The organism is Flavobacterium silvaticum (genome assembly GCF_012911565.1).
Taxonomy (GTDB): Bacteria; Bacteroidota; Bacteroidia; order Flavobacteriales; family Flavobacteriaceae; genus Flavobacterium; species Flavobacterium silvaticum.
Map to the genome: position 1 here is coordinate 166372 of NZ_JAAMPU010000106.1, position 16018 is coordinate 182389.

Here is a 16018-nt window from a genome sequence, read left to right on the forward strand (position 1 = left end):
ATGTAGTTATTGTTTGTTCACCCAATATTTCAACTGTTAACCGTTATCCGTTAACTGTTAACTATTCCGGTATTTTATGCAGCCAGACCTTCATTTCATTCGCGCCTCTGTTCGACCACGCGTAATATGGAATCGCCGTGAATTTTTTACCCCTGTTTTCGGCCTCGATGGTAAAAATCCCACCGAGCATTTGTGGCATTTGCGTTCTTGTAAATTTCGTGTTTTTTGACAACCCGAAGTTTCCGATACCGCCAACATTGTCCTTCTCTTCGACGGCATAAACGAGCGGACCATATTCGATGGCGAATTTTTCACGGTCTTCCTCAACCTTTGGGTTCGCCTTTACCTGACGCACTTCCATTGGAAAATCAAGGGTGACGACATCGCCTTTCTTCCAGTTGCGGGTAATGGTGAAATAACCGTCTGTGATTTTTACGTCAGATTTTGTACCGTTGATGGAAATCGTCGGAACGGCCGTCTGTTCATTGGCGAACGTGTACAAATCGCCCGGCAAAACTTCATTCCTGGCCCAACCCGGAACACGGAATTTCACGCTGAACCTGCTTTCCTGGTTCGGATCGATGCTGACCGAAACGTTGCCATTCCATGGATATTGCGTCTTTTGGGCAAGCTGGATTTTTCGGTCGCCGACAATTGCTTTTGCCGTATTCGACATGTATTGGTTCACGTACAACGTATCTTTTTGGGTCGCGTAAATCATGCCCGGAAGCGCCGGAATGAACCTAATGAGATTCGTAGGGCAACACGAACAGTCGAACCAGCCTGAACGGGTACACGCGCCTCTGTTGAAATCGAATTCTCCGTCTGATTCCAAAGGATTCGGGTAGAAGAATTCGGTTCCCGTAAGTGAAATCCCGGAAATGACGGCGTTGTATAACGTGCGTTCGATGACGTCGTTATATTTGACATCACCGGTTAAATTGAACATTCTGTTGTTCCAGTACACGCTTCCGATGGCCGCGCAGGTTTCGTTGTAAGCAGTAAGGTTCGGCAGGTGGTAATTGGTCGAAAAACGCTCGCCCCAATGGATCGCCCCGATTCCGCCGGTGAGGTAGGTTTTCTTTTCGGTCATGTTGTGCCACAGCGCATTCACGGCTTTTTTGTAGGCTTCATCTTTGTAAATGGCCGCGATATCGGTCATTCCCGCATACATATAGGTAGCACGGACTGCGTGACCGACGGCTTCTTTCTGATCGATTACCGGAATACTGTCCTGCGCATATTCACCAAAAGATTCACGATGTTCATGATGCCCGCGATTGTCGAGGAAAAACCTGGACAGTTCCAGATATTCCTTTTTCCCGGTGATATCGTATAATTTGATCAATCCCGTTTCAATGATTTGGTGGCCCGGAACATTCTTGCGTTTACCTGGCCCGTCACCGAAAGTCTTTACGAAAAGATCGGCGTTCTTTAATGCGATGTCCAGGAAATTGCGTTTTCCGGTAGCCTTGAAGTGAACGGCCGCAGCTTCATACAAATGGCCGGCGTTGTAATCTTCGTGGCTCATGTTCATGTATTCCCAACGCTCGCCTTTGACGACTTTAACCCAGGGAGCTGGCGGTTTTGCCGGATTGATAGTACGCCATGTGGTGAGATAACCGTCTTTTTCCTGCCCGATTTTTATGATGGCGATGATGGAATCAAGTGTCTTTTCGAGTTTTGGGTTCGGGTTTGAAATGAGCGAATTCGATGCCCCTTCGATTATTTTATAGACATCTGTATCATCGAACGGCATCTGGCCTTTTACTGATCCTTTCATCTTACCACCTGCAATCAGGAAGTTATCCAAACGACCTTCATCGGCGCATTTCTTTATGGCATACGGAATGGTCTTTTCCTGGACGCGTTTGATGATCGGAAGCCAGAATTCATCGGTAATTTTTACGTCTTTGATTGGAACGGCTTCGATTGGATAACCGGGAACATCGGCCGAAGTTTCTGCTTTTCTATCAGTAATGAAACCTACGAAAGCCGCAGCACAAATGGTAATTCCTATTTTAAAAAGATGTGTCATTGCAATTGAAATTCTAATACGGAAATGGTTGCCGGAGCGATTTCCAGGTTTTTGTAGTTTTTGACAGATGATTCCGAAATGCTGACTTCCGGTTTTTGATTGACGATGTTTCTCGCTTCAATTGAAGTTCCCGATATCGTGTATTTTTTCCCCTTCGAATTGACTCTGGCCGAACCGAAATCAAGTGTCAGCTTCTGCGCTTTTTCAGTCGGATTGATGACGGATATCGTAATCGATTTTCCATCAGATGTCAAAGCCGCGACAATATCCAGCGGATACACATTCCCGCCCGCGTTTTCTTTAGGCTGGTCGCCGCCGATGGGCCATTTCGGGTTCGGCTGCGGTGAATTCCCATCGACCGAGACCGGAATGCGTCCGAACTTTTCCTGATAGAGCTTAAACAGCAAACCTGTCGAATTGTAATCGGCAGAAACATCTGTAAAACTCAAACACGATGTCGCAAAGGTAAAGCCTGCCATTTTAAAAAGATCGGTGTGGCGGAACAATTCATTGAGGCCACGTGCGTGTCCGATGGTAACTCCGAGTGTCGGTTTCGGATGCACCCAATTGGTGTAATACGTCCATTCGTCAAGATAGACCGGGACTTTTTCCGAACCCGGAATCCGTTTGTGGTATTCGTCATAAGCAATGGATTTCGACTTGATGCGATTCGCCGGACGACGTGTCCAGTCTTCCAAAGGTTCTGAAATCTTCACATATTTTGCCTGTCCGAGATCGAAACGCTCATCGACCGAACAATAGAAATGCTCGCTGATGTAATCCAGATGCTGGCCTTTCTGGAGCATTCCGCCGGACCAATCGGTGTCTGATAAATACTCAGGGATTACTTTCCCATCGGTGCGTTTGGCACATTCGGTTACGGTCATTTCTTCGATTGAAGCTCCGGAACCAATTAAAATCAACGCCGGATCTTTCTCCAACATTTTCTCGACGAACATATTGTGCTTGATGATGTATTGCTGAAGCGGCAAATGCCCAAGCTGCCACCAGCCGTAACTTTCATTCCCGACACACCACATTTTGATGTTCCAGGGTTTTTCGTGCCCGTGGGACGCGCGCAGTTTTCCCATTTCTGTAGATGCATCGCCGTTGACATATTCGACCCAATTCGCAGCCGAAGTCGCATCGCCGAAACCGGTATTGACCGTCATGGCCAGATCGACACCAATCAATTCACAGAACCGGATCATTTCCGGAGTGCCGACATCGTTGTCTTCAAGGCATTCCCAGGCGTATTCATACTTCGGATCTCTTTTGTCACGGTCGCCGACGCCATCGCGCCAATCGTAAGCCGAGATGAAATTCCCGCCCCAGCGGTATTGCGATGAATGCAGGTCTTTCAGAAGCTTGACCACATCTGGCCGGAAACCATCGATGTTATCCGAAGGCATCAAAGAAACGGCTCCAACGTGGAAATTACCTTCACCTCGTCCGACAATATATAACGTAGCTTTTTTAGTGTCGACCGAAGCCGTAATCCCGAAGAAGAATTTGGTGTAGGTGGAAGTCGGAGTAATTTTATGGGACGAAATATCCTTGCCGTCGTTGAACTGGATTTCCATTTCAAGGCCCGGAGTGGCTTTGATCCAGATATAACCGTCGTATTCTTTGTTTTTTACGAGTGCGATTCCAGATTGTAAAATGCCTGAAGCGACATTCGGATTCGTGATGATTTTTGGCGAATGCTTTCCGACGAACGGATTTTGGGTATCCATTTCGACGGTCGCTCCACCAACTATTTTCCATTGGTTGATGGCTTCCTTTCGGTTTTTCGGAACCAAAATTTCCGAATCGTCTATCGGGTAAAAGAATTTTCTGTCGTCGATGAGTTCGGACCACAGGCAATCGTCTGTCAGGTTTCCGACATCTTCATTGCCCAGATTCTCCATGAACATCCCGAAGAGTTTATCTGAAATGACAGGCGCTTTTTTGGACACATCAATGCGTGCAGTCAATTGTGCCGATGCCGATCCGCCAATAAACAATACCAATAAATAATAAACAATCCGCATGGTTTAGTTCATCGGCTCAACCGTTGGCCAGCCATTTTCCCATTTGATTTCCTTGATTTTAAGTTTCGGGATGCCTTTGTCGTTCGAATCATAGGCATGGAAAACAAAATAATCCTTGCCGTCTATCGTGTATGCGCTGTTATGGCCAACACCTGCCCAATTTTTGTTGCCTTCGATGACAAGCGAGCCACCGCCCTGGAACAAGTCTTTTCCATCCTTGTCGAAGAATGGGCCTGCCATGGTTTTTGATCGGCCGACGACAACTTTGTACGTACTTTTTTCACCTCTGCAGCAAAAATCCCAAGATACGAACAGGTAATAATAATCGCCTTTTTTATACAGGAAAGGTGCTTCAATGGCTGCGTCTCCGGGATCTGCATCGGGCAATTCAAAACTGCGCTGGCGACGGGCGACGGTAATCCATTGTTCCGGTTTTTCAACCGCTGTAAGTTCTTTGTTGAGTTTCACCATTTTCATTCCATCCCAGAAAGAGCCGAAAACTAGCCACGGATTTCCGTTTTCATCGATTGATAAATTCGGGTCGATGGCATTCCACAAATCGCGGTTCGGGACAGACTGGACTACGATTCCGTGATCTGTCCACTTGAAATCAGAACTTTTGGGATCGAGTGTTTTATTGGTCGCTACACCAATCGCCGATGTATTTTTGGCAAACGCCGAACACGAATAATACAGGTAATATTGTCCGTTGTGGAATGAAATATCGGGCGCCCAGATGTGGTTTTTGAAACCGGGAACGTTGCCTTCATTGACCCACGTTGGAGCTGTTTCGAAGACTTGTTTTTCTTCGGTCCACGTCTTCAAATCGGTTGAGGAAAAAACAGAAATCCCTCGTCCGGTGCAAAACACATAATAGGTATTTCCCTGTTTGATCATGACCGGATCGTGAACCCGCGTTTGATCTATGGGCAGTGCCTTTTGCGTGAAGACACTGCCATAGACAACTAACAAAACCCAAATAATCTTAGCTTTCATACCTTATTTGATTCCTTCGGTAGTCATGATGACGCGCTTCATGGTACCGTCTGTGTTATACTCCAGTTTATCGATGCAGACCGACCGGCGGAAACTTCCTCCGTGCGGTTGTGTCGCCCCGTTATGGTAAATGAAATAATCTTTGCCTTTGAATTCGATGATGGACTGATGGTTTGTGTTGCAGTTTCCGGCGAGTTCGTTCAAAATGCCTTTGAATTCCCACGGACCAGTTGGAGACTTGCTCATGGCATAGGCGATTTTCTCAGGGAATTCATAAGCGTACGACAGATAATACCAGTCTTTCTTCTTGTGCAGCCACGGTGCTTCGGTGAAATTCGGAACGTCGACCACATGGATGTCACCGTCGATTTCCGTCATGTTCTTTTTGAGCCTGACGTATTTGCAGACGCGGTTTCCCCAATAGAGATAGGTTTGTCCGTCAGCATCTGTAAATACGGTCGGGTCGATGTCATCCCAATCGATATCGACCTGCTTGGTCATGTCGTTGGTGATGAGTGCCTTTCCGAGCGCATCCTTAAAAGGCCCGAGAGGTGAATCTGAAACCGCAATCCCAATGGCTTTCCCCGGAATCGTGGCATGTGTGGTACAGACGTACCAGTAGAATTTCCCGTTCTTTTCCGTGACCTGTGCTGCCCACGCATCGCCTTTTGCCCATTTGAAATCGGTTACTTTCAACGGAACTTTGTGGGATTTCCAGGTTTTCATATCGGCCGATGAATACACCAGCCATTCGTCCATCTTGTAAAAGTTGAAATCGTTTGGTGCTTCGTCATGACCTGCATAAAGGTACACCGAATCTTTGTAGACCAAAGCCGCCGGATCACCCGTGTATTTGTCTGTGATTACTGGATTTCCCATTTGAACCGCACGGGTTTGTGCCTGGCTCAAAAAACCAATGATCAAAAGGAGTAGGAAGCTGATTCTCAATTTCATTCAGGCTTTATTTCTATTGCGGATTGACCGGTTTTTCTAGTTTTTTCTTTTCGTCCAATCCTAAAATAGATTTCAGGAATGGGTTCAGGTAAAGTGAGGCGGGTTGATTGTCCTCAGATTTTTCCTGTTTCTTCTTTTGGATCGTAAATAGCATCAGTTGATTTTTTTACCCCAAATCGCTGTTCCCTGCTGATTCAGCCCGGAAAGCAAAATGGTCGATGTTACATTATTTTCCCAATCGCGGCCGCGCTCAACATGGAGTTTGTCCGTATACGACGTTCCCCATTGCAACGTCAGCCAGCCATTTTCTAAAGTCCAATGATTGTTCGAATCGCCATTGACAGATCCTGAAGAATCAAGCGTCAGGTTTACCGAAGTCTGGAAATCGGGTGAAGTCTGCTCCTGGTCATATCCGGGAACAACCTGATATCCTAAAACGATTTGCTCATAATTTCCGGCAAGATCGGCAGCAGTGATTTCCGTTTGGGCAACCCCGGCGTAACGTTCCGGCGAAACAACAGGCCAGCCGTCTTCCGTCCAGAAAACCTTGCGTATATGCAAATCCATATAATAACTGTCGATACCCGGACGTCCCTGATGTGCCATATAGTATTGGTTCGCATCATCTTTGAAAACGCCGCAATGTGATACGCCCTGCCATCCGGAATGTCCGTTGAATTTGTATGGGGCAAGAATCATAGGGCCGTGATCCACCGGTGTGTTTAGATCGACACCGTTGTAATCATAGAATGGCCCGTCGGGATTATCGGAACGGCCTACCCGGACGTTGTACTTCGTTTGGAGCCAGTCATAAGCCACGAATAAATAGTATTTATTGAATTGGGCGTTGTAAATAATCTCAGCACCTTCTTCGTTTCCATTTATAACGCCTCCGGTCGAGCCGCGACGTGAAACACGCGTTCCTTTATCACCCGGTGTCATGGCCAGGCCGGTAGCGGGATTGAGCTGCAATTTGTAAATGCCGTCCCAGGCTGAACCGTAATACATCCAGTGGTTTCCGCTTTGATCGACAAGCACTGTAGGATCTATGGCGTTTGTCTGGACAGTCACATCATTAACAGACGTCACGGCCAAACCTTGTTCCGTCCACGGTCCGACCGGCGAAGATGAAGTTGCAAGACCAATCACACTCAATCTTGGAAAGGCAGATGACAATGAATAATATAAACGGAACTGACTCCCAACCTGGACAATATAGGGCGCCCAAAGCGCATTGAATGGATCAGTTCCCCGGCCTTGGATAAATGCACTTCCTTGCACTGGCAATTGATTGAAAACCCAACCTACGAATTGCCACTGAATCAAATCGGTAGATTTACGTATCTGGATTCCGGGCTGCACTGTAGCTCCGTAAGCGACATCTGTACTATAACAATAATAGGTGTTTCCAACTTTTATCACTGATGGATCGTGGACATTGCGGTAACCCCATTGATATACATTTGAGACTGGAGCAAGGTCAGCATATGTATCAGTGATGGTATTGATATCGAAGCCGGATGGCGTATCATCTGTCGGATCAATAACTTCCGGTTCGGCCGCAGGATCATCTTTGGAACACGAAACCACTGTCATAGTGAGAGCCGTAAGCCCGAGCAGGACTAATTTGACGAATTCATTAACAATCTTTTTCATAGCGTAAACTTCCTTGTCATTTTGCTTCGATGACCACTACCGAAAATGCAGGCAGTGTTACCGTAAGCGTTCCATTCTTCAATTTGAAATCCTTGAATTCTTTTTCGGTTATTTTATTCGGGTCGGCGAACGAATTGAAATCCTGTAATTTGCCGGACGCGACAATACGTCCCGATGCATTTTTAAGATTCAGCGCCTTTACATCAAGTTCTACCGTCATGGTTTGTGACGGGTGGATATTGACGATGGAGAAATGCTTTTTGCCATCTTTCTCAGAAGCCGATACGGAAAGTGCAGGCAATGACTTATCGGCCAGTTTATATTCGGGCGATGTGAATTTGACCGGAATCAGTTTGGCATCCTGATGCACTTTGTACATGTGCATCACGTGATACGTTGGGGTTAAAAGCATCTTGTCGTTTTCCGTTAAGATGACAGCCTGAAGCACGTTTACGGTTTGTGCGAGGTTTGCCATACGCACACGGTCGGCGTGGTTGTTGAAAATATTGAGCGTGGTTCCGGCGATCATGGCGTCGCGCATGGTGTTTTGCTGATACAGGAAACCCGGATTTGTGCCTGGTTCGACTTCGTACCATCCGCCCCATTCGTCTACTACCAAAGCCGTTTTTTTGGCCGGATCATATTTGTCCATGATCTCGCTGTGCTTGGTTACGAGCTCTTCCATTTTGAGGGCCGTTTCCATGGTCTTGAAATATTGGGCTTCGTCGAATTGGGTCGATGAGCCTTTCTTTTCCCATTCCACAAACGAATAGGAATGCAACGCGACGCCTTCGATCAGGTTTCTCGGGATGTCGCGCATGAGCACTTCTGTCCAATGATAATCGGCTACATTGGCACCCGAAGCAATCCTGAAGAGTTTGTCCGAATTGTTCCAATCGGTCATAAAAGTCGAATACTGCTTGAACAAATTCGCGTAATATTCCGGAGTCATGTTTCCGCCGCAGCCCCACATTTCATTCCCGACGCCCCAGATTTTTACGCCCCATGGCGTATCGCGGTTGTTCTTTTTCCTAAGTTCAGACATGGGGCTTTTACCCTGATGGTTCACATAAGCGACCCAGTCTGTAAATTCTTTTACCGTTCCGCTGCCTACATTGGCCGCCAGATACGGCTCTGTTCCCAGAGTCTCGCACAAGTCGAGGAAATCATGTGTTCCAAAGCTGTTGTCTTCGGTTACGCCGCCCCACCATTGATTAACCATGGTCGGCCGGTCTTGTTTTGGGCCGATGCCGTCTTTCCAGTGATAGGTGTCGGCAAAGCATCCGCCTGGCCAGCGCAGGTTCGGGATGCCCAATTCTTTAAGCGCGGCAATGATGTCGTTGCGGACGCCGTTTGTATTTGGGATGGTACTTTTCTCGCCTACATAGAATCCGCCGTAAATACAGCGGCCGAGGTGTTCGGAGAAATGTCCGTAGATATTTTTATTGATTACCGGTGAGTCGGCAGATGGCAAAACGCTTACAGTAGCTTTTTGCTGTGCATTGATCGCTAAAGGAAATAGCAAAGACAGCAACAGGCCTTTGATGCCTATGTTTTTTTTTGTAGTCATGTGGTTTGTTTTTATACCGATGGCAAACCCTAACTCACTAAAGGGTTTGCCATTTCGATATACAATATAAATATTTAGAGGTATTCTTAGTAGGTCGGGTTTTGCTGTGTTCCCGGGTTGTTGTCTACTTCAGACTGCGGAATAGGGAAATATTCACGCCCGTTCTGGAATGTATTGTACTCTGCATCACGTGTTTTGAGCCATGCCACCTTTACAGGATCATTGAGCCAGCCCCAACGGCGGATATCGTCAAAACGGTGGCCTTCGAGAGCAAATTCAAGGAAACGCTCATGCCCTATCTGCTCACGCATTTGAGCTTGCGTCATATTCGGATGGGCCGTGGCTAAATCCGGTAGATTGACACGGGAACGAACCAGTTGGATGTACGGGTAAGCGCCTTGAGTATCACCAAGTTCGTTAAGGCATTCTGCATACATCATCAACACATCGGCATATCGCATCAAACGCTCGTTGATTCCGGAACGCCAGTCGAATTCGTCTGCAAATTGACCGTCTGAATTCTGGTACTTGGCAGTAAACAGGTCATTCAGGTCGGTTGGGTTTGATGCATATCGGGTCGCGAAATCCTGTCCATAAAGTGTGATGCCAGGCGCATTGTAGAAAATAGTTGCATTAAGGCGCGGGTCGACTTGTCCGTCTACAGTAAGCTCATCATGGAATTCATTGAACAATGTTACGGTAGGCTGAACGTCTGTCCATCCGAAACCACGTGGCGCATAGGTAATGGCACGCGCTGATGTCTTGCCCCAATCCGCAGCCGGAATTCCGCCCCATCCAAGAGCAACTCCTCCTGCTTCGCGGCTGAATTCTATCTCGAAAATAGATTCAGAGTTCAACTCATTATTCGTAGTGAAGTTATCGCGGTAATTGGCAACCAATGCATAGTTCCCGGAGTCGATCACTTGTTGGAATGCCGCTTTGGCATTCGTGTAGTCATGATTGAACAAATAGGCTTTACCCATATACGCAATCGCCGCATATTTGTTGGCACGTCCTTTTTGTCCTTCGTCAGGCCCGCCTGTTCCTACATAAGAAGCAGGCAACAAATCGGCAGCCATCTGGAAATCTGCGATAACCTGTGCCCAACCTTCTTCGGGTGTTCTTTGCGGATGGCGAGTCTCTGTAAGATCGGTCGGAACCGGAACGCTGTTGAACATATTCACCGCATGGAACAGGTACAGACCTCTCATGAAATATGCCTGACCCAAAATACGGTTTTTGAGTGCCTCATCCATTTCGATATCCGGTACATGTGCAATAACCTGATTAGCCCTGAATATCCCAATGTAATAACAGTCAAAAGCCCAACCGTAAATCGCAGGATCTGATATAGGTGTATTGAAACGACCCGTGTTTGCCATAGCTGCCCACGGACTGTTCGATCGGGTGTCATCAGCCTTGAGATCCAATAGCAACGGGGTACAACGCATGTATGTTCCATCAGTAAGCAATGCTGAATAAACGGCATTGATACCTCTCATTGCATCATCTCCATTCTGCCAAAAAGTAGCTTCTGTCTGGTTGTTCGGATCCAGCTGAACCAAGTCGTCATCTGTGACGCATCCTGTGAATGCCAAAGCCAGCATCGGTATCAGGATTCTCCATTTTAAATTACTATTCTTCATATTGACAATTTTTTATTTTTAGAAATTCAGGTTGACACCAAATACTATAGTTCTTGGATTCGGGAAGGAGCCATATTCAAAACCACGGTTCAACACAGCTTGGCCAGGATTGGTACTGTTAGGCTGACGGAAGTCTGGATCATATCCTTTGAATTTCGTGATGACGAACATATTCTGGCCGGATACATATACACGGGCCTTTTCGATAACCTTCGTAAGGAGCGGCAATGTATAACCCAACTCGATGTTTTGTAATTTAAGATAGTTCCCGCTTTGGATAAATCGGCTGGAAGTCCTTGCATTCTGGTTTTTCTCCAGATAATCCGGACGCGGTACGTTAGTGTCGGTATTTTCAGGAGTCCAAAAATTCAACGCATCAGTGTGGTGGTTAACCAAACCTTCAATCATTAGCGCATTGTAGGTTCCGTTGTAAATCTTGTTTCCACCGCTTCCCTGGAAGAAGAAAGAGAAATCTATGTTTTTCCAGTCTGCGTTGAAATTGACACCATAGGTGTATTTAGGTATGGTACGCCCCTGGAATGTGCGGTCATTGTCTGTAATCTGTCCATCTCCGTTTACGTCGCGGAACTTAATGTCGCCGGGAACTGCGTTAGGCTGTACAGCATGTTGATTGATTTCTTCCTGACTTTGGAAAATGCCTTCTACTTCCCAAGCATAAATTTCACCGGCAGAACGGCCAACTTCAGTACGGCTTACACCTAAGGAAACAGGATAATTGTCCTTGATTGCCAATACTTCGTTGTCGATTAACGATACGTTCCCGGATACGCCCCACTTGAACGCATTATCGCGATCTTGCCAGCCGGCGGTGAATTCCCATCCTTTGTTGCGCATTTTTGCACCGTTTGTAGTGATAAGGTTTCCGAGGGAACCAGTTGATGATGGTAAAGGCAAATCGATCAGGATATCGTCTGATGTTTTGACAAAATATTCTGCAGTCACCTGAAGTTTGTTCTTAAAGAATCCCATTTCCAAAGCAGCATTGACCGTATTCGTCGTTTCCCAGCTGATATCCGGATCAAGGATAGATTGTGTTGCTGTTCCCGGAGCCAATACGTTATTGAAGTCGTAAGATGAAAACGCATTTACCGTTGGCGAGAATTTATACACCGAAATAGCGTTGTTACCTGCGGTTCCATAACCGGCGCGAAGTTTCAGTCCGTCCCACCAATCCGGCAATTTCACATCGTTATTGATTTTCCAGGCACCAGAAACCGAATAGAAATTTCCTGTGTTGATGTCTTCGCGGAATAATGAAGTCCTATCCTGACGGAAATTCCCTGTCAGGAAATAACGATCGTCATAAGAATAATCCAGGTGGGCAACGAATGATTTACGTGTTTCAACCGTTTCATATTCACCTGCAGACTGGCTGTCCGCATATTGAAGCTGGGCAATTTCTCCCGGAACGAAACCTACTCCACGGGAATAATGGCGGTAAGAGTCATTTCTCTCGTTAACCAAGCCGACGAAAGCAGCGACTTTATGCTTATCCAAAGTGATATCGTAATTCAACATATTGTCGACAATGGTACGTTGCACTGTTCCGTTGTCTACATCCAGAGACGCTTCGTCGTTTGTAGTAATGTAATACCAACCTAGATCGCTTGGCGGAACAAACGTGCGGTTCCCATAGGAAAGATGGTCGGCACTGACACGGAATGTATAGCGAAGCCCTTTGATGATTTCATATTCGCCCCATGCGTTAGCAACGAACCTGTCACGGTCTCCGACTTGCTTATTGAGGTTGTTGAAACCTATAACGTTAAGAGTAATGGCACGTTGGGTAGCATTATCTGCACCACCGTACCCTCCAAGTCTGTTCGGGTCGTAAACAGGCATGGTCGGAATTGCCTGAAGCAAATGTATAATAGGCGAGCCTCCGACAAGGTATTCATAGAACGAATTCTTATTGGATTGTGTATAAGCCACTTTAGCTCCATATTTGAATCGGCCAAGTTTGCCAGTCACATTAAGGTTGGTCGAATAACGCTCATAATCCTGGGGCGTGTTGAAGTAGCTTGAATTCTTGTAGTGATCGATGTTCATACTGAATGTCGCAGATTCAGAACCTCCGCTAACATTGAATTGCTGGTTCTCTATTCTTCCTGTGCGAAAAGCTTCGTCTTGCCAATTTGTGTCAACATCACTAATGTAAGAAGGACTTGATGGATCATTTCCAGGAATAAGACCTTCATTATTGTTGGCAACAGCGGCATTTGTTATTTTTTGATATCCTTCGCGGTCTGTCACATCCCATTTACGTGTTACATTCTGAAAACCTACGAGTGAATTGACACTTACTTTAAGTTTTCCAGCCTTTCCTTTTTTAGTCGTGATCAAAACCACACCAGCAGCTCCCCGAACTCCATATATAGCAGTTGCAGAAGCATCTTTCAGAATAGACATAGATTCTATGTCGCTTGGCGCCAAATCAAAAGGAGCATCCAGAATGATCCCGTCCACCACATACACCGGATTATTATTGGTGAATGACGATGCCCCACGAATCTGGATGTTTACAAAACCTCCAGGCTCTCCGGAAGACTGAACAGTTACGCCTGCAACCTGTCCCTGAAGCATTTTCGCAACGTCATATGTTATTGTTTTCTTTGAATTTGCGACATCTACAACTCCAACAGCTCCTGTAAGATCTTGCTTTCTTGCTGTGGTATACCCCACAACAATAACGTCGTTCAAGGTATTTGCATCCGGGTTAAGGGATACATCTATAGAAGTACGCCCATTAATAGGCTCTTCTATTTCCTGATACCCGATGTACGAGAAAACAAGTACATCGGTTGACTTAGCGGAAATCTCATATTTTCCGTCAATGTCTGTTGAAACTCCTTTGCCGCCCTTTACGACAACATTCGCCATCGGAAGCGGCATGTTGTTATCCTTGGCGAGTACCGTTCCGGAAATTTTGATTTCCTGCGCGCTCACTGCGCCGGCACCTAACAGGAATAGCACAAAAAAGACAGATCTCAGGACAGACCAGTCTCCTGCGCTTTTTAATAACCTGGTAAAATTCATCATAACAGTTAAAATTTGTTTAGTTTAAGAAATGTGTTTTTCACACTTCCAAATTTAGTTAAAGTTTTTAAAAATCCTAACACAAAATTTTAATAAGTGCAATTTTAACACAAATTAATTCGGGACACGGCAAAACTACAACGATGTCTACTGAGAATTCTGCATTTACGAATACCTAATAAATAAATGTATTTGCCGCACTTATTCCGCCTTTAAGTTGCATTTTACATACTATGATTTGTATATTGCGTCATATTTGTCTCCTATGAGAAACTATAAGAACCAGAAAAAAATCCTGCTCGCAGTAGATTGCATCATCTTTGGATTTGACAACAAAAACCTCAAAATCCTCCTTATCAAGAGAGATTTCGAGCCAGAGAAAGGTCATTGGTCGCTTATGGGTGGCTTTATTGAGCCGGACGAAGCCATTGACGATGCCGCAAACAGGATCCTTAACGACCTCACCGGCCTTGACAATGTGTATCTGGAACAACTGCGCGCTTACGGAGCCGTAGACCGCGATCCGTTCGAAAGAACCATATCGATTGGTTATTATGCTTTGATTCCCATATCTGACAAAACCATCCTCAATAAAGAATTCTCGGCGAAATGGTTCAATATAGCCGACGCTCCAAAGCTGATCTTTGATCATAGTACTATGGTCGCGAATGCGATGGCCCGATTGAGAAGACGAGCACTAGGAAAACCAATCGGTTTTGAATTGCTTCCCGAGAAGTTTACCATGAAACAGCTTCAGACACTTTACGAGGCTATTTTGGGGGAAGAACTGGACAAACGTAACTTCATCAACAAAATCAACGCGCTCGACATTTTACTGAAGACCGAGGAAAAAGACATGAACTCGTCACGCAAAGGTTCTTTCCTTTATACTTTCGACGAAGTGAAGTACAGAAGAAAAGTAGAAGAAGGATTTTCTTTTAAACTTTGATTCATTGCTTATATTAAGGTCTTAAACTTTAATATGTATCTGATGAAAAAAAAGAAATGTCGTAGAAACGGCTTGTGATGTAATCCCTGGTTTTTTAGAACTAGCCAGACGGCTTGAACAACGTGTCATCATAACAGGTCGCAGCCGAAGTCTTTACAATGGCTATTCGCACCATTTGGCCCAGCTTTCACTTCATTACCATATGTTGCCAACCGAAATTCCTCATCGGGAAATAGAGGAATATTTGTTCCTGATGACGCAACGGTCATCTTCTCCTTCTCTGTCCTATTTCAAATTTGCCGTTTACAGTCTGCGGTTTCTTTATAAAATGGAAGGCCGACGTGATTTGTATCTGGAACTTCCCAAAATAAAACAAGACAAAAAACTTCCGGTGGTATTAAGCAAGGAAGAAATGAAACGAATGCTGGAAGTGACGACACTGCAAAAACATCGTGTCTTATTGTTATTGCTTTACGGATGTGGTTTACGATGCATGGAAGCACGCAACATACAACTTTCCGATATTGATGTAGACCGGAAAACCATTCACATCCGGAATGGGAAAGGCGGTAAAGACCGATACGTTCCTATGAGTGAAATATTGATTGAAGAATTATTGCGCTACAGAAAAAACCAGCGTCCAAAAATCTGGTTATTCAATGGCAGACCCGACGGCAGGAAAGGAGGCGATTTTGAAAACACATATTCAAACCGTGGCGTCTATTGGGTGATTCGCCACGCATGCAAAAAAGCAGACATTACCAAACATGTTACGATCCATACATTACGCCACACCTTCGCAACGCATTTACTCGAGGACGGACTCGATATCGTAACCATCAAGGAATTACTCGGGCATTCCAAAATTGAAACGACCATGATTTATTTACATGTTGCCAAAACCGGTCGGGGCCAGGGTTTCAGTCCGCTCGATACTTTATTCGGTTTACGCGAGCCCGAATTCAAACACGGCATCTGCCCGTTCTTCATCAACAGCGTAAAGGCCAATGGAACCGCGACCCTTCCGGAATCGATAACTGTGATGATCGAGGAAAGCAGAAAGCCGCAACTTGAGCTTGTCGAATAAACAGTATTGAAATAAAAACGCCGAATGTGACT

The 16018-nt window shown here is 45.7% G+C and carries 11 protein-coding genes; 2 read left to right on the forward strand and 9 right to left on the reverse strand.

The features are described from left to right. Positions 1–61: 61 nt before the first annotated feature. The 9 genes from G6047_RS11280 to G6047_RS11320 form a co-directional block, all read right to left on the reverse strand. A complete protein-coding gene (locus G6047_RS11280) occupies positions 62–2038 on the reverse strand; it encodes a glycoside hydrolase family 127 protein (protein ID WP_169527722.1) in 1977 nt (658 codons plus the stop codon). Beyond that, positions 2035–4071 carry an alpha-N-arabinofuranosidase gene (locus G6047_RS11285; RefSeq protein WP_169527723.1) on the reverse strand — a complete coding sequence of 679 codons (2037 nt, stop codon included), beginning with the start codon at positions 4069–4071 and terminating at the stop codon, positions 2035–2037. The genes G6047_RS11280 and G6047_RS11285 overlap by 4 nt, the downstream gene beginning before the upstream one ends. Before the next feature lie 3 nt (positions 4072–4074). Beyond that, a complete protein-coding gene (locus tag G6047_RS11290; protein ID WP_169527724.1) occupies positions 4075–5067 on the reverse strand; it encodes an arabinan endo-1,5-alpha-L-arabinosidase in 993 nt (330 codons plus the stop codon). Between the two features lie 3 nt (positions 5068–5070). Further along, positions 5071–6021 (reverse strand): glycoside hydrolase family 43 protein, encoded by a 951-nt coding sequence (locus G6047_RS11295; protein WP_169527725.1) that lies wholly within the window; start codon positions 6019–6021, stop codon positions 5071–5073. 13 nt (positions 6022–6034) lie between these two features. Further along, a complete protein-coding gene (locus G6047_RS11300) occupies positions 6035–6175 on the reverse strand; it encodes a hypothetical protein (RefSeq protein ID WP_169527726.1) in 141 nt (46 codons plus the stop codon). Beyond that, entirely contained in the window at positions 6175–7677 is a 1503-nt protein-coding gene (locus G6047_RS11305; RefSeq protein ID WP_169527727.1) for an arabinan endo-1,5-alpha-L-arabinosidase, read from the reverse strand. The genes G6047_RS11300 and G6047_RS11305 overlap by 1 nt, the downstream gene beginning before the upstream one ends. Before the next feature lie 16 nt (positions 7678–7693). Then, the gene (locus G6047_RS11310) at positions 7694–9247 is read right to left on the reverse strand and encodes an alpha-N-arabinofuranosidase (protein WP_169527728.1); all 1554 of its coding nucleotides are present in this window, start codon (positions 9245–9247) and stop codon (positions 7694–7696) included. Between the two features lie 86 nt (positions 9248–9333). Continuing rightward, entirely contained in the window at positions 9334–10893 is a 1560-nt protein-coding gene (locus G6047_RS11315) for a RagB/SusD family nutrient uptake outer membrane protein (RefSeq protein WP_169527729.1), read from the reverse strand. 18 nt (positions 10894–10911) lie between these two features. Next, positions 10912–13953 (reverse strand): SusC/RagA family TonB-linked outer membrane protein, encoded by a 3042-nt coding sequence (locus tag G6047_RS11320; protein ID WP_169527730.1) that lies wholly within the window; start codon positions 13951–13953, stop codon positions 10912–10914. A gap of 262 nt (positions 13954–14215) precedes the next feature. Between G6047_RS11320 and G6047_RS11325 the strand changes: the two genes are divergently transcribed. Next, the gene (locus tag G6047_RS11325) at positions 14216–14899 is read left to right on the forward strand and encodes an NUDIX hydrolase (RefSeq protein ID WP_169527731.1); all 684 of its coding nucleotides are present in this window, start codon (positions 14216–14218) and stop codon (positions 14897–14899) included. A 202-nt stretch (positions 14900–15101) separates the two neighbouring features. Beyond that, a complete protein-coding gene (locus G6047_RS11330) occupies positions 15102–15986 on the forward strand; it encodes a tyrosine-type recombinase/integrase (protein WP_169527732.1) in 885 nt (294 codons plus the stop codon). The last annotated feature ends 32 nt before the right edge of the window (positions 15987–16018 follow it).